The organism is Streptomyces sp. NPDC056987, assembly GCF_042673865.1.
Taxonomy (GTDB): Bacteria; Actinomycetota; Actinomycetes; order Streptomycetales; family Streptomycetaceae; genus Streptomyces.
Map to the genome: position 1 here is coordinate 33,757 of NZ_JBHURV010000052.1, position 15,137 is coordinate 48,893.

The following is a 15,137-nucleotide window of genomic DNA, read 5'->3' on the forward strand; positions in this document are numbered from 1 at the left end:
GGAGATCCCCGGAGATCCCGAAGAACCCGGACTTTCGAACTCCCGCACGATCAGGCCACCTTGACCACGCATCCAGGGGTGTCATCTCTCATGGGCTCAGCGACCTACGAAGCCGTTGCCTCGACCAGTCCGCGCATCCGCCGCGACGTCCTGTTCACCGAAACACCGGACGGTGTGCTGTTCCACAACGCGGACGGCGGGTTCCAGCTCACCGCCAAGGCCGCCTACCGCTTCGCCACACTGATCGTCCCGCATCTCACCGGGGAGCACTCGGTCTCCGACATCTGCCGGGGCCTCGGCGACCAGCAGCGCGCCATGGTGGGCGAGCTGGTCAAGAGCCTCTACGAACGGGACTTCGCCCGCCCCGTCCCGCCCCCGGAGCCCGGCGCCGACGCCCCCGGGACACCGCCCGACGCGGCCCGGCGGTTCGCCCCGCAGATCGCCTACATCGACCACTACTCCGACGACGCGGAGCGCCGCTTCGAGCGCTTCCGCACCGCGCGGGTGGCCGTGCTCGGCGACGACCTCGTCGCCCGCTGGTGTGTGCTCAGCCTGATCCGCAACGGCTGCGCCACCATCGGTGTGCAGCCCGCCCTCGGCGCCGAGAACCTGGCGGCGATCGAGGCCGAGGCGCGCGAAGCGGCCTCCGACGGCTGCCCCGTCGACCTGCCGCGGATCGCCCCCGACGCCACCGGGGCACCGCTCGGCTGGGCGGATCTCGCCGCGTACGACATCGTCGTGACGACCGGCGGGCCCGCCGCGCCCGGCCGGCTCTTCCCGCTGCTGCGGGCCGGCGTGCCCGAGGGCCGTACCCTGCTCCCGGCCTGGTCCTACGGCGAACAGGCCGTCGTGGGGCCGCTGATGACGGCGGACACCGCCGGCTGCTGGTCCTGCGCCGTGCTGCGCCTCGGCGCCCACGACGGGGCCGCGGCGGCGGCCGACATCTGGCACGGCCTGGCGCTGCCCGGCGCCACGCCGGTGGGTGAACTCCCCAGCCGGCCGCTGTCGGCGATGCTCGGCAATCTGCTGGGGTACGAGATCTTCCGCCGCACCACCGGCGCCCTGCCCGCCGAGACCGCCGGCCACCTGGTCATCCAGGACATGCGGTCCCTCGACGTCACCACCGAACCCCTGCTGCCGCACCCCCGCTGCCCGCTCTGCGCCGGCACCGCGGACGCGGCCACGGCGGACCCCGGCACCGAGCCGGCCGGTGAACTCCCCTTGGACCTGGGGACGGTGGGCAGCGGCACCCCGCCGATGCCGACGGTGGCCACGGCCCGGGAGGCCGACGAACTCGTGGCGGAGCTGAACCGCCGCTCCACCCTGGTCCGGCCGCGTGCGGGCGTCTTCACCCGGTTCGCCGACGAACCGCTCACCCAGATACCGCTGAAGGCCACGATCGTCGAGTTCGGCCTCGGGCACGGGGTCAGCCGCCGGGTCGCCGCCTTCGACGTGCACCATGTCGCGGGCGCCCGGCTGCGCGCCCTGAACGCGGCGGCCGGGGTGTACGCCGAACATGTCGTCCCCACCACCGGTGTGGTGACGGCACACCAACTCGACACCGAACGGACACGTGCCGTCGACCCCCGCGCGCTCGTCCTCGCCGCGGGCGGGGCGCCGGACAGTGAGCGGGTGACCGCCTGGACCCGGGCCACCTCCCTGCTCAGCGGGGAGCGCGTCCTGGTGCCCGCGGCGGCGGTACGGACCTTCGGGCCGCACAACCGCGACCGGCTCTTCGAACCGTCCGCCGCCGGCACCGGCGCGGGCGCGTCGGCGGCCGACGCCGCCGCCGGCGGACTGCTCTCCGCCCTCGCCCACGACGCGCTCGGCCGGGCGCTGCGCGGAGCCCCGGCGCACCGATGGGCACCGGAAGTCCTCGACGACGGTGAGGACGCCGAACTCACCTTCCTGGTACGGTCCGCGGCCGTCCTCGACGTCGGCCTCGAACTGCTCGACCTCGGCGAGGGCGACCGCTCCGGCGTCCATGTGGTGCTCGCCCGGGGAGCCGGCCGCTGGGCCGTCGGCAGCGACACCGTCCGGCGGCGCGCCGCGGCCGCCGCCGTACGCGATCTGCTCGGGGAGGTGCAACTCGGCGCGGAGGAGACCGCCGCCCCCTTCGACACCGGCGATCCGCTGCTGCGCGACCTCGACGCGTCGACCATCCGCCCCGCCGGCGACCTCGACTCCGGCCCGGCCGCCGCCGGTGCGCGGACCACCTGGTCCGAGGTGCTCGACCGGCTGAAGGCGGCGGGCCGCGACGCGCTGTGGGTCGACACCGGCTCGCCCGACCTCGCCGCCGCCGGACTCCGCACCGCCCGTGTCCTCCTCACCACGGAGGAGCCCCGTGGCGTCTAGCACCCTCGCCGCGCTCCCGGACGAGGACCAACAGGCGGGCCACCGCACGGGCGACACCCCGACGGTACGGGCACTGCGCGGCCCGCTCCGCCGCGCACTCGACGGACTCGGCGGCCCCGCGGTGACCCTCACCGGGCTCGGCGCGCACAACGCCTTCGCGCCCGGAGCCCCCACCGAGGACGTCCCTCTCCAGGAGTCCGCCGTCCCGGTCCAGGTGTACGGCGGGCACGCCGTCGTCGGACCCCTGCCCGCGGCCGACGGCACCGGGGGTCCCGGGGGCTGCGCCCACTGCCTGGCCCGCCGCTGGCAGTCCGTACGGTCGGTGGCGCTGCGCGACGCCCTGGAACGCGGCGGGGAGACCCGGGCGGCGGGCGCGTGGCCCTACGCCGTGCCGTTCGCGGCGGACGCCCTCGCCGCCCTGATCACCGGTCTGGTGGCCGGGACCGCCGCCGGTGACGGGCCGTTCCCGGAGATCCGTCTCCTGGACCTGCGCACCCTCGCGGTACGGCGCTACCCCCTGGTGCCCGACCCGGAGTGCCCGCGCTGCGCCACCCCCCGTACCGACAGCGCGGAGGCGGCCCGGATCACCCTGCGCCCGGCGCCCAAACACCGCCCCGGCGCCTTCCGGCTGCGCCCCGTCGAGTCGTACGCCATCGATGTGGCGGCCTACGCCAACCCGGTGTGCGGCGCGCTCGGCCCCTCCGTCGTCCATGACATCTCCTCCACCTCCACCTCGGCGACCATCGGCTGCTTCTCCATGCGCGCCGGCGACTATCTGCGCGAGACGTTCTGGGGCGGCCACGCCGATTCGTACGGCCGCAGCAACCGCATCGGCGTCCTGGAGGGGATGGAGCGGTACGCGGGGATGCGGGCGCGCTCCCGGGTCACCAGTGTCACCGGAACCCTCGACACGTTCGGTCCCGACGCCGTGGACCCGAGGGACGTCGGCCTGTACGCCGAGGAGTTCTACACCGCCAACCCACGGGTGCGCCCGTTCGCGCCCGACCGCGATATCCCGTGGGTGTGGGGGTACTCGCTCCGCGACGACCGGCCCCGCCTGGTCCCCGAGGTGCTGACGTACTACCACGCCCCCGGTCTGGAGAATCGTTTCGTCCAGGAGAGCTCCAACGGCTGTGCCTCCGGGGGCTGCCTGGAGGAGGCCGTCTACTTCGGGCTCATGGAGGTCATCGAGCGCGACGCGTTCCTGCTCACCTGGTACGGGCAGCAGCCCCTGCCCGAGATCGACCCGGCCACCAGCGCCCGCCCCGCCACCCGCCACATGGTCGACCGGCTGGCGATGTACGGCTACCGCGCCCGGTTCTTCGACACCCGGATCACCTTCCCCGTGCCGGTCGTCACCGCCGTGGCGGAGCGCTTCGACGGCGGCCCCGGCCGGATGTGCTTCGGCGCCGGCGCCGGGCTCGACCCGGAATCGGCGCTGGACTCGGCGCTCTGCGAGATCGCCACCGACGCCGTGAACCTCCAGGAACGCACCGAGCGCGACGGGCCCCGGCTGCGTGCCATGGCCCGGGACTTCGACCGGGTGACCGCCCTGCACGACCACCCGCTCGTCTACGGCGTACCGGAGATGGGCCGGCACGCCGGTTTCCTCCTCGACCCGGGCACCCCGCACCGGCGCGGCGTCCCGGCCGAACCCCTGCGCGCGGTAGGCGACTTGAGCTGGCCGGACCCTTCCGGAGCCGCGGCCTCACCGGACCTCAGGGAGGATCTGACGCGCTGCGTCGACGCGGTCGCCTCGGCCGGATTCGACGTGGTCGTCGTCGACCAGACGATGCCCGAACAGCGCGCGCTCGGCCTGCACACCGTCAGTGTGCTCGTCCCCGGACTCCTGCCGATCGACTTCGGCTGGTCACGGCAGCGCGCCCGCACCATGCCCCGGCTGCGCACCGCGCTGCGTACCGCCGGACTGCGCGAGCGCGATCTGCGGCCCGAGGACCTCAACCCGGCCCCCCACCCGTTCCCATGACCGGCCCGCCCCGCCGCCGCGCCGGCCGCCCCGAACCCACCGCCGTTCAGCCGAGCACCGTCCAGCAGAGAGGAGGATCCCATGGGCTACGCCCATGACTACGCCGCCGCGATCATGCTGCGCGGCCGGATCCCGATGGAGCCCGCCGATTTCGTCCCCGACTGGGCGGACCGGCCGAGGAAGACGAAGTTCTACCCCGGTGTCGAGTCGTTTCCGCTGCCCGACCCCGACGTCCCCGCCGGGGCCACCCTGGCGGCGGGCTGTCCGGGCCGGGGCGGACCGCGCTCCGGGCCGTCCGCCCCGGCCACGGCACCGAAGGCGTTCACCCTGGACACCCTCTCCGGAATGCTGCGGGACTCCTACGGGCTGACCGGGCGCAGGCTCGGCGTCCAGACCAATACCGACCTCGCGGCGCTGCCCCACTACACCCAGGCCAACTGGTCGCGCGGCACCGCCTCGGGCGGCGGACTGTACCCGGTCAGTGTGTACTGGGTCTCCGGCCCCAGCGGTCCGCGCGCGCCGGGCATCCACTACTACAGCGCCCCGCACCACGCCATGCAGCGGCTGCTCACCGGTGATGTGTCCGGGCAGCTGCGCGCGGCACTCGGCGACCCGGACGGACGGCAGGACCAGTTCCTCGTCCTCGGGATCAAGTACTGGCAGAACGCGTTCAAATACAACAGTTTTTCGTTCCACGCGGTGAGCATGGACCTCGGCGCGATCCTCGGGACCTGGCGTCTCTGGGCCCGCGCGCAGGGGCTGAGCGTCGAACCGTCACTGTGGTTCGACGAGAAGGGGCTGAGCCGCTTGCTGGGGGTGAACAACGAGGAGGAGGGCATCTTCGCCGTCGTCCCGCTGACCTGGGAGGGAACGGAGCCTTCCGCCGACGCGCCGCCCGTGGACGCGCGGCCGGTCGACGGGCCGTCCGCGGAGGAGGCGCCCGCCGAGGGGGAGCGGGCCTCCGCCGCCGCCGGGGCTCCGTCCGTACGGCACACCGACAGCGAACGCTCCCGTACGGTCCTGGACTTCGAGACCCTGCGGCGCATCCACACCGCGACGGCGGAAGCCGCCACCGACCGTCCCGCGCCCGGCGCGCTCGCCCCGGCCGCCGCCGTGACCCCGGAGACGACCGGCACCCCCGTCCCGCTGCCCGCGCCCGAACTGCCCCCGGTGACCGTGCGCGACGCGCTGCGCGAGCGCCGCAGCAGCTTCGGACGCTTCGACGCGAGCCGCCCCGTCACCCCCGCCCAACTGGGCGCCGCCCTCAGCGCCTGCGCCGCCGCCTCCCTCGGCAGCGAGGCGGAACGGCCGGCGGAACCGGACGGCACCGCACCGGACCTCGTCACGCAGTACGCGTTCGTCAACCATGTCGAGGGCGTCGAGCCCGGCGCGTACGCCTACGATCCCGCCGCCCACGCGCTGCGCCCGGTGGTCCCCGGCCCGCCGGGCCCCTTCCTCCAGCGCAACTACTTCCTCTCCAACTACAACCTCGAACAGGCGGGCGTGGTGATCGTCCCGACCATCCGCACCACCGCTGTCCTCGACGCCGTGGGCGACCGGGGATACCGGCTGGTCAACGGTGTGATCGGGGCCGTCGCCCAGACCTTCTACACCGTCGCCACGGCCCTCGGGCTCGGGGCCGGTGTCGCCCTCGGCTTCGACAACATCTCGTACATCGAGGAGCTCGGCCTCGAACGCACCGGCGAGAAGCCGCTGCTGATCATGCTGCTCGGCAACGAGCGGCCGCACCCGGCCGACTTCCGCTACGAGATCGTCTGACCGGGGATGGGGGAATCTGTCATGACACCCGGAACGGATCCACGCCCGGCGCACACCACCTGGCACCCCGGTCGCCGCTTCATGCTGCGCGTCGCGGGTCTGCCCGTGGAGTCCGTGCGCGCGCTGCGCTGCGCGGACAGCCGCCGCTGGGCGGACGAGGTCCTGGCGGCCGAGGAGCGGCTGCGGAGCCGGGGCGCCGCGCTCGGCGACCTCCTCCACGCACTCGTGCGCACCACCGACACGGACCCGGACGGGGCGGGCGCCGGGCACCGCAGGCGCCTGCTCGCACTGCGCCGCCAGATCTTCAACAACCGGCTGCCCGCCGACCCCGAGGCCGCGGTCCGTCTCGTCGGCGAAATCGACCCGGACGCGGTGGAACCGGTCGCCGAGTGGCTGCGGGACCGCCGCCTGCTGGAGAAGCTGCGGGCCGAGGGCGCGCCGCTGCTCGCGGCGGATCTCGCCAGGACGCGCGCCGCGCTGCGCGGGCTCCTCGCCGAGGACCGGCTGCGCCACGGCCTCCAGCTCGCCTCCCCGACCCTGGAGGGGCAGCTCGACGGCTACCTGGCACAGGCGGCGGCCGGTCCCGGGGCGGTGCCCGACAAGCGGATGCGGAAGATCGAGCGGTCGGTGCTGTCGTACCTCTACCGGACGGCGTGCAAGACCAGCCCCTTCAGTACCTTCACCGCCGTCGCCGCCGGCACCTTCGACGACGGACACGACGCCGGACATGACGACGGACGCGACGCCGGTCACGGCGCCGGTGGGGAGGGCGGCGAGCACCGCGGCGACCCGGCCGCCGTCCACCTCGGTGAGCGGTGGACCAGCCATGTCCGGCTCAACGTCGTCGTCCTCGCGCGGTTCGCCGAACTCGTCCTCGCCGACCCCGACCGGCGGGGCGATCTGCCCGTACGCCTCGCCTCCGGCTGGGAGCGCGACGGAGACCGGGTCAGATACGTACGCCAGTGGATCACCGCGGGCGACGACTCGGCCGCCGTCACCTTCGACGCGGTGAAGGACCGGCTCTTCTTCCTGCGCCGCAGCGGCACGCTGGACCGGCTGCTCGGCCTCTTCGACGGGGACGCCGAGCCGCGCTACCGCGACCTCGTCGAACGGCTGCGCGCCGAACACGACGCCGAGCCCGAACTGTGCGAGACCTATGTGGCCGCGCTCCTCCAGCTCGGCATGGTCCGGGTCCCGTGCCTGGACACCGATGTGCACAGCCCCGACCCGCTGCGCTCCTTCCGGAGCGCCCTGATTGCACTCGGGCGGCCCTGGGCCGACGGGCTCGCCGCCGCCCTCGAAGGCCCCCAGCGCGCCATCGACCGCTTCCCCGGAGCCGACCGGGCCGAACGCGCCGAACTGCTGCGGGACCTGCGCGCCGGACTGCGGGCCGCGCAGCGCGGACTGAGCGGCGGCGAGGCCGCCACTCTGCCGCAGACCCTGCTGTACGAGGACGTCAGCGCGGGCCGCGACCTCACCTGCGCGCTCGACGCGTGGGCCGGCCCGGACGGCGGACGTTCCGGCGGAGCTGCCCTGCGCTCCGTCGAACGGGTCCTGCCCGCCTTCGATCTGACGCTCCCTCAACGCGTCACCTTCAAGGGGTTCTTCCTCGCGCGCTACGGCAGCGGCGGGCGGTGCGACGACATCCTGGGGCTCGTCCACGACTTCCACGAGGACTTCTTCGACCAGTACCTCACGTTCGCCGCCAAGCGGCGCCCCTTCGACGACCATGGCGCCTATGTCCCGGAGGAGAACTGGCTCGGCCTGCCCGGGATCCGCGCGATCGACACCGCCCGGCGGGTGTTCATCGACCGGATGCGGGCGGCGTGGGACGGGCACGGCGACGAGGCGGCGGACCTCCGGCTCGGGGAGCGGGACCTCGCGCTCGTCGCCGAGGAACTCGCCCCCGTCGCCGGTGACTTCGTACCCCAGTGCCACCATCTGCAACTCGCGCGTACCGAAGGGGACGGCGCGCCGCTGATCGTGCTCAACCGCTCCTACGGCGGACTGTCCTTCCCCTTCAGCCGGTTCACCCACGTCTACGACACACCGGACGGACAGGAGGGGGCGGGATCCTTCTCCCGGGCGCTGCGCGACACCGCCTCCGCCGTCACCCCCGAGGGCGCGGTGCTGGCCGAGATCACCGGGGGCGCGGTCACCAGCAACCTCAATCTGCACAGCCCGCTCACCGGCCACCAGATCGTCTGCCCCGGCGAGTCCAGCTCCGTCCCCGAGGAGCGCCGTATCCACCTCGACGACCTGTACGTCGAGCACGACACCGCCACGGACCGGCTGGTCCTGCGCTCGACGCGGCTCGGCCGTGAGGTGATCCCCGTGTACCTCGGCTATCTCGTGCCGCTCGCCCTGCCGGAGATCCCGCGCACCCTGCTGCTCATGTCCCCGACCTCGATGGCGCCCCTGGACGTGTGGGGCGGCGTCCCGGAGGGCGAGGCGCGGGACGGGGTGACCTCGCGTCCCCGGGTGACGCACGGCGACGTGGTCCTCAGCCGCCGCAGCTGGACCACGACGGCCGGCGCCCTGCCCATGCACCGGCCCGGACCCGGCACGGACCAGGACCGGTTCCTCGCCTGGCAGCGCTGGCGGCGCGCCCACGCGCTGCCGGACCGGGTCTTCGCGACGGTGTCCAGCGGCCCCCGGGGCGGCGCGGGCGCCAAACCGCAGTACGTGGACTTCGACAGCATGCTCTCCCTCACCGCCTTCGAGGCCCTGCCGAACCACCCGGACGACCGGATCGTCCTGCGCGAGATGCTCCCCTCCGAGGACGGTCTGCATGTCCGCTCGGCGCGCGGACACCACGTCGCGGAACTCGCCGTGGAGACCTTCACCTCGGCCACGGACCGGCCGACCACGGAGCCTTCCCTCACGGACCGACCGACCAAGGACGCACCGACATGCCAGAGCTGACCCCCGTCCCCGGCGCCGGCCCCTCGGGCGACTGGCAGGCCCTCCACATCTTCTACGCGGCCAACCCGCAGCCCCTGCTGGTCAACTGCGTCCGGCCGCTGGTGGCGGAACTCACCGCGGAGGGCCTGCTCGCCGGGCACTTCTTCATCAACTACTGGCTGGAGGGCCCGCACGTCCGGCTCCGGCTCAAGCCCGCCGACGCGGCGGCCACCGACGAGGTCGTCCGCAGGGCCGAGGAGGCGATCACCGGCTTCCTGCGCAAGCGGCCCGCACTCTACGAGGTCGACTCGGGATTCCTGAACGAGTTCTACAACACCCTGTTCGAGATAGAGTTTCCGGAGGGCGACCGCGGCGCCTTCATGGACGCCGAAGGACGGATGAACCTCCGTCCCAACAACTCCTTCTCCCACGAACCGTACGAGCCCGAGTACGGCAAGTACGGCGGGCCCGCCGGGATCGAACTGGCGGAATGGCACTTCGCGCACTCCAGCATCCTCGTCATGGACGCCTTCCGCACCATGAACCTGCATCTGCGCACCGTACTGCTCGGCACCTCCGCCCAGTTGATGATGGTCATGGCCGGCTGCTTCCTGCCCGAGCGGGAGGAACTCGGCGGCTACCTCGACCGCTACTACGAGTTCTGGCACACGGCGTTCCCCGGTACCGGCTTCATCGGCTCGAAGGAGTACGACCGGAACTACGCGGAGATGGCCCCCGGCCTCGCCCGCCGCTTCACCGCGATCCGGCGGGCGATCCGCACGGGCGAACTGGACCGGCTGCCCGTCTTCCTGCGCGGCTGGGCCGAACACTGCCTCGAACTGCGTGCGCGGGCCGAGGAGTTGGCGGTCGGGGGCGAGCTGGTGTTCCGCTCCTGGGACGGCACACGGGACGAGCGGGTGACCGACCCGGCCGTCGCGCTGCCGCTGCTGCTCTCCCCGTACATGCACATGACCAACAACCGGCTGCATGTCACCATCCGCGACGAGGCGTACCTCTCGCACGTCCTCGGCCGGGTCCTGCGCGAGGAGGAGACCCCCGCCGGGGCCGCGGAACCCGGCCCCCGGACGGCCGCCCGATGAGCACACCCCCGGGAGAACTCCTCTCGCACACACCGGCGCTGAGACCTGGCATCCTCCTCAGCCCCGCGCTGCTGCGCGGCCCCGCCACCGTGCACCTCATCAAGGAGCCGGCGGCGGGCGCCTCCTTCGAGGTCGGGGAGAAGGAGTACTTCCTGATCTCCCGGCTCGACGGCGTCCGCAGCCTCGCGGAGATCGGCGACGAGTACGCGCGGGCGTACGGCAAGCGGCTCGCCGCCGCGCACTGGCAGCGCCTCCTCCAACTGCTGGGCACCCGCGGCCTGCTGGCCGGGGGGCCGCCCCGCCCCGCGCCGGAGCCCCGCTCCGGCGGACCGTTCGAGGGCACCGTGCTCCGCGGCACCCTGCGGCTGGTCGCCGACGCCCACGCCACGACCGGCCGGCTGCACCGGCTGCTCCGCCCCGTCCTGCGCGCCCCCGTGCTGCTCCCGCTCACCGCCGTGCTGGCGGCGATGGAGGTGGTGCTCGCCGCGCACCTGCCCGAACTGGCCCGTGACACCTGGTGGCTGGTCCGGCAGCCCGTCGCGCTGGTGGCCGTCTGCACCCTGCTCTGGCTCTCCACCGCGTTCCACGAACTCGCCCACGGCGTCGCGGCGCGCCACCACGGCGGGACCGTCGGCGAGATCGGGCTGCGCTGGCGGCTCCCGGTGGCCGTCATGTACTGCACCGTCGACAACTACCGCTATCTGCGCAGCCGATGGCACCAGCTCGCGGTCGCCGCCGCGGGCGCCTACGCCAATCTGCTGTTCCTGCTGCCCTTCCTCGCCTGGTGGGCCGCGCTCCCACCGGGGGACCCCACCCGCCGCGTGCTGTCCGGGCTGCTGCTGCTCGGCAGCGTCCAGGCGCTCGTCAACTTCCTCCCGCTGCCCCCGCTCGACGGCTACACGATGCTCGGCCACGCGCTGCGTGTCTCGGGCCTCGCCCCGGAGAGCGGGCGGTACATGCGGCTGCGGCTGCGCGACCGACCGGCCGCCGCCGCGTACCCGCGCCGCGCCAGGACCCTCTACCTCGGCTACGCCGTGGGGTCGGCCCTGCTCGTCGCTCTCGTCCTGGCGGCCCTGGCAACAGGGCTCGTCCTCCTTCCAGTTCACTGATCCACAACCCCAGAGGGGCGCAGAACCACATGAGCGAGGCCAGGACCATGGCGTCCGTGCCGCACGAGTCAGCCGCCGGACCGGCGATCGTCGTCGAGGAGATACGCAAACGATACGGTGACCACCAGGCGGTGGACGGGGTCTCCCTCAGCGTCGGGCGCGGGGAGTTCTTCGGGCTCCTCGGCCCCAACGGCGCAGGGAAGACCACCCTGGTCGAGATCATGGAGGGCCTGCGCCGCCCGGACTCGGGCACCGTCTCGGTGCTCGGCCGGACCCCCTGGCCCCGGGACGTCGCCCTGCTGCCCCGGCTCGGGGTGCAGACCCAGTCGTCCGCCTTCTTCGTCCGGCAGACCGCCCGGGAACACCTCCGCACCGTCGCCGCGCTGTACGGGGCCGGAGCGGAGGACGCCGACCGCACCCTGGAGACCGTCGGACTGACCGACCGGCGCGACGTACGGGTCGAGGACCTCTCCGGCGGCCAGCGCCAGCGCCTGGCCATCGCCTCCGCCCTGGTCCACGGGCCCGAGCTGATCTTCCTGGACGAGCCCACCGCCGCCCTGGACCCGCAGGCCCGCCGCGATCTGTGGGAGGTGCTGCGCGGGCTCAAGAGCGAGGGCCGCACCATCGTCTACACCACCCACCACCTGGACGAGGCCGAGGCCCTCTGCGACCGGGTGGCGATCCTCGTCGGCGGTTCCGTCGCCGCCCTGGACTCCCCGCACCGCCTGGTCGCCGCCGCCGCGGCGCCGACCCGCCTGATGATCCCCGTCGAGCGGATGACGCAGGACGACGCGGCGGCCCTCCCGGGGGTCGACCGGGTCACCGTGCAGGGCGGCTCCCTGGTCCTGGAGACGGCGTCGTCCGGCAAGGTCCTCCAGGCCGTCGACGCGCGCATCGGCCTGGACGGCGTCGTGACGCGCACCGCGACGCTGGAGGACGTCTACCTCCAGCTGACGGGCACCGCGCACACCGACAACACTCACACCGGCGCCGCGGGCACCACGGCCACACCCGCCGAAGACACCGACACTCACACGCACACCGACACGACGGAGCAGCAGGGATGAGCGCGTACGCGAGCCTCACGGGGGCCGGCTACCGGGCGCAGATCCGGGACAAGGCCACCCTCTTCTTCACCTTCGCCTTCCCCCTGCTGTTCCTGGTCGTCTTCGGACTGATCTTCCGGGGCCAGGAGGTGGCGGAGACCGACCGCCCGTACATCTCGTACATCGCGCCGGGCGTGATGTCCTGGGGTGTGGCCAACGCCGCCGTCTTCGGCGTCGCCTTCACCCTCATGCAGTGGCGCCGGGACGACCTGCTCCGGCTGATCCGGATGACCCCGACCCCGCTCACCTCGGTGCTCGCCTCCCGCTATGTGCTCGCCCTCGGGGTGGGTGTCGTGCAGGCGGTGGTCTTCATCGTCGTGGCGATGCTGCCGCTCTTCGGCCTGGAACTGGACGCCCGGTGGCCGCTGGCGCTGCCCGTGCTGGTGCTCGGCATCACCGCGTTCCTCACCATCGGTGTGGTCATCGGCTCGTACGCCCGCACCCCCGAGGCGGTCGCGGCGATCGCCAACTGCCTCATGGTGCCGATGGCCTTCGTCTCCGGCTCCTTCCTGCCGCTCGACATGATGCCCTCCTGGCTCCAGACCTTCTCGCGGGTGCTGCCGCTGCGCTATCTCAACGACGCGGCGTCCGCCGCCCTCGCCGGCCGCGGCGACCTCGGTGACATCGCCCTGGGCTGCGGCGGACTGGCCGTGTTCACCGTGGTCTTCGGGGCGATCGCGCTGAAGACCTTCCGCTGGAGCGACACCGCATGACGGCCCCCGCTGTTCCCGCCACGGACGCCTCGTCCGGTCCCGCGCGGCCGCTGCCGGACGACCGCACCCCCCTGGCGGCGGCCTGCCGCCGGCTCCAGCGGGCGCTGACCGGGCGCCACACCCCGGCCACCGGGGCGCAGGCGCCGACGGTGGTGCCGCTGGGCGCCGCCGATGTCCTCGGCCACCGCGGCGGCGACCCCTTCGCGGCCGTCCGCCCCGCCGCCACCGTCCATCTCACCTCGCGGGAGGTGCTGGTGGGCCCCTGGGGCGGCGACGGCACCGCGCCCGCCTGCGGCCAGTGTCTCGCCATGCGCTGGCAGCGGCTGCGTACCCGCACCGAACGCGACGCCCTGGAGACCGGCACCCGCACCCGCGCCGCCGGTCCCTGGCCGGAACTCACCCCGTACGCGCTCGACGCGGTCGACGCGCTCCACCGCGCCGTCGTCCTCCCGGACGAGGTGGACCCGCCGGGTCCCGGCGCGGCCGACCGGTCCCTGCCCCAGGTGTCACGACTGGATCTGGCCACTTTGGAGGTACGGACGTACCCCCTGCTCGCCGATCCGCTCTGCCCGCACTGCGGGCCGGGCGCCACCGGCCCCGGATCCGGCACGGAGAGCGCGGCGAGCGCCGACGGGGCGCCGCTCACCCTCGTCAGCCGGCCCAAACCCGCCCCGGACGTCTACCGGCTGCGCCCGGCCTCCGCGTACCCCATGCCGGTGGCGGCGCTCGCCAACCCGGTCTCCGGGGTGCTCGGCGCGGGCACCTGGATGAACGTCACCTCGCCCACCACCGCGCCGGTCGCTGGCAGTGTCTTCATGCGCGGCTACGCGGGCCTCACCGACGTCACCTGGAGCGGCCAGGCCAACGGCTTCGACGCCAGCCGCGACCTCGCCTTCCTGGAAGGCCTGGAACGGTACGCGGGCACCCACCGGCGCACCGGCGGCGCGCCGGTCGTCGCCGCCTACGACGACCTCGGGGACGCGGCCCTGTCGCCCGCCGAGTGCGGCTTCTACCCGCCCGAGACCTACCGCGACGACCCGATGGTCAGCCCCTTCGACCCCGGCCGGCCCATCCCCTGGGTGCGGGGGCACTCACTGCGCGACGACCGCCCGGTCCTCGTCCCGGCCCGGCTCGTCCACTACAGCGCGGGGCTCGCCTCCGACAACTTCGTCTTCGAGTGCTCCAACGGCTGCGCCATCGGCGGCAGCCTGGAGGAGGCGGTTCTCGGCGGACTCCTCGAACTCGTCGAGCGGGACGCCTTCCTGGTCGCCTGGTACGGCGGCACGCCGCTCACCGAGATCGACCTCGGCTCGGTGGCGGACCGTACCGTACGCACCATGATCGACCGGGCCGCGGCGCAGGGCTACGACGTCCACGCCTTCGACAACCGGATCGATCTCGCCGTACCCGTCGTCACCGGTCTGGCGGTACGGCGCGACGGCGGCCCCGGCACCTTCTCCTTCGGCGCCGGCGCGAGCCTCGACCCGGCGGCGGCGCTGACGGGCGCCCTCTCCGAAGTGCTCACCTACATCCCGCACCTGCCCCGCCAGGTGACCGAGCGCCGCGCCGAACTGGAGGCCATGGCCGACGACTTCGGAAAGGTCCTGCATCTGAAGGACCATGCCCAGCTCTACGGGCTGCCGCGGATGGCCGAGCATGTCCGCGGCTATCTGGAGCCGTCCGCCGTCCGTCCGGCGGACGAGATCTACCGGAGCTGGGAGGAGGGGACCCGGCCTCGTACCGGCGACCTGCTCGACGACGTGGCACACGTGCGCGACGAACTCGTGCGCGCGGGGCACGATGTGATCGTCGTCGACCAGACCACACCGGAACAGCGCCGGATGGGGCTGTGCACGGTGGCCACCCTCGTCCCCGGTCTGCTGCCGATCGACTTCGGCTGGTCCCGCCAGCGGGCCCCGGGCATGCCGAGACTGCGCACCGCGGCCCACCGGGCCGGGCTGCGCGACCGGGAGCTGACCGAGCGGGAGATCCGTCTCGTACCGCATCCCTTCCCCTGAACCGGCGGGCACCGTGTTCCGGCCGCGCACCGGCGGCCGGAACACGCGAACGGGCGGCACCTGCGC

The 15,137-nt window shown here is 73.8% G+C and carries 9 protein-coding genes; all 9 read left to right on the forward strand.

The window, feature by feature from the left end; all coding sequences use genetic code 11:
* The first annotated feature begins 90 nt into the window (after nt 1-90).
* The 9 genes from ACFTZC_RS37620 to ACFTZC_RS37660 all read left to right on the forward strand — a co-directional run bounded on the left by ACFTZC_RS37620 (nt 91) and on the right by ACFTZC_RS37660 (nt 15,071).
* The gene (locus tag ACFTZC_RS37620; RefSeq protein WP_382898026.1) at nt 91-2,355 is read left to right on the forward strand and encodes a TOMM precursor leader peptide-binding protein; all 2,265 of its coding nucleotides are present in this window, start codon (nt 91-93) and stop codon (nt 2,353-2,355) included.
* Nucleotides 2,345-4,342, forward strand: a complete 1,998-nt coding sequence (locus ACFTZC_RS37625) for a TOMM precursor leader peptide-binding protein (protein WP_382898028.1) — start codon at nt 2,345-2,347, stop codon at nt 4,340-4,342. Before ACFTZC_RS37620 ends, ACFTZC_RS37625 begins: the two co-directional genes overlap by 11 nt.
* 81 nt (nt 4,343-4,423) lie before the next feature.
* Nucleotides 4,424-6,121 (forward strand): nitroreductase family protein, encoded by a 1,698-nt coding sequence (locus tag ACFTZC_RS37630; RefSeq protein ID WP_382898029.1) that lies wholly within the window; start codon nt 4,424-4,426, stop codon nt 6,119-6,121.
* A gap of 21 nt (nt 6,122-6,142) precedes the next feature.
* A complete protein-coding gene (locus ACFTZC_RS37635; protein WP_382898031.1) occupies nt 6,143-9,046 on the forward strand; it encodes a lantibiotic dehydratase in 2,904 nt (967 codons plus the stop codon).
* Entirely contained in the window at nt 9,034-10,125 is a 1,092-nt protein-coding gene (locus ACFTZC_RS37640) for a lantibiotic dehydratase C-terminal domain-containing protein (RefSeq protein ID WP_382898033.1), read from the forward strand. Before ACFTZC_RS37635 ends, ACFTZC_RS37640 begins: the two co-directional genes overlap by 13 nt.
* Nucleotides 10,122-11,234: a peptidase M50 gene (locus ACFTZC_RS37645; RefSeq protein ID WP_382898035.1), complete on the forward strand. Its 1,113-nt coding sequence runs from the start codon at nt 10,122-10,124 to the stop codon at nt 11,232-11,234. The genes ACFTZC_RS37640 and ACFTZC_RS37645 overlap by 4 nt, the downstream gene beginning before the upstream one ends.
* 29 nt (nt 11,235-11,263) lie before the next feature.
* Nucleotides 11,264-12,301 carry an ATP-binding cassette domain-containing protein gene (locus ACFTZC_RS37650; protein ID WP_382898037.1) on the forward strand — a complete coding sequence of 346 codons (1,038 nt, stop codon included), beginning with the start codon at nt 11,264-11,266 and terminating at the stop codon, nt 12,299-12,301.
* Nucleotides 12,298-13,053, forward strand: coding sequence for an ABC transporter permease (locus tag ACFTZC_RS37655; RefSeq protein WP_382898039.1), 756 nt, complete (start codon nt 12,298-12,300; stop codon nt 13,051-13,053). The genes ACFTZC_RS37650 and ACFTZC_RS37655 overlap by 4 nt, the downstream gene beginning before the upstream one ends.
* Nucleotides 13,050-15,071, forward strand: coding sequence for a TOMM precursor leader peptide-binding protein (locus ACFTZC_RS37660; RefSeq protein WP_382898041.1), 2,022 nt, complete (start codon nt 13,050-13,052; stop codon nt 15,069-15,071). Before ACFTZC_RS37655 ends, ACFTZC_RS37660 begins: the two co-directional genes overlap by 4 nt.
* Nucleotides 15,072-15,137 lie beyond the last annotated feature (66 nt).

Excerpts from the sequence above, each read along its gene's own strand:
- ACFTZC_RS37660 (WP_382898041.1), top strand. The coding sequence starts at position 13,050 with ATGACGGCCCCCGCTGTTCCCGCCACGGACGCCTCGTCCGGTCCCGCG.
- ACFTZC_RS37630 (WP_382898029.1), top strand. The coding sequence starts at position 4,424 with ATGGGCTACGCCCATGACTACGCCGCCGCGATCATGCTGCGCGGCCGG.
- ACFTZC_RS37655 (WP_382898039.1), top strand. The coding sequence starts at position 12,298 with ATGAGCGCGTACGCGAGCCTCACGGGGGCCGGCTACCGGGCGCAGATC.
- ACFTZC_RS37635 (WP_382898031.1), top strand. The coding sequence starts at position 6,143 with ATGACACCCGGAACGGATCCACGCCCGGCGCACACCACCTGGCACCCC.
- ACFTZC_RS37645 (WP_382898035.1), top strand. The coding sequence starts at position 10,122 with ATGAGCACACCCCCGGGAGAACTCCTCTCGCACACACCGGCGCTGAGA.
- ACFTZC_RS37620 (WP_382898026.1), top strand. The coding sequence starts at position 91 with ATGGGCTCAGCGACCTACGAAGCCGTTGCCTCGACCAGTCCGCGCATC.
- ACFTZC_RS37650 (WP_382898037.1), top strand. The coding sequence starts at position 11,264 with ATGAGCGAGGCCAGGACCATGGCGTCCGTGCCGCACGAGTCAGCCGCC.
- ACFTZC_RS37640 (WP_382898033.1), top strand. The coding sequence starts at position 9,034 with ATGCCAGAGCTGACCCCCGTCCCCGGCGCCGGCCCCTCGGGCGACTGG.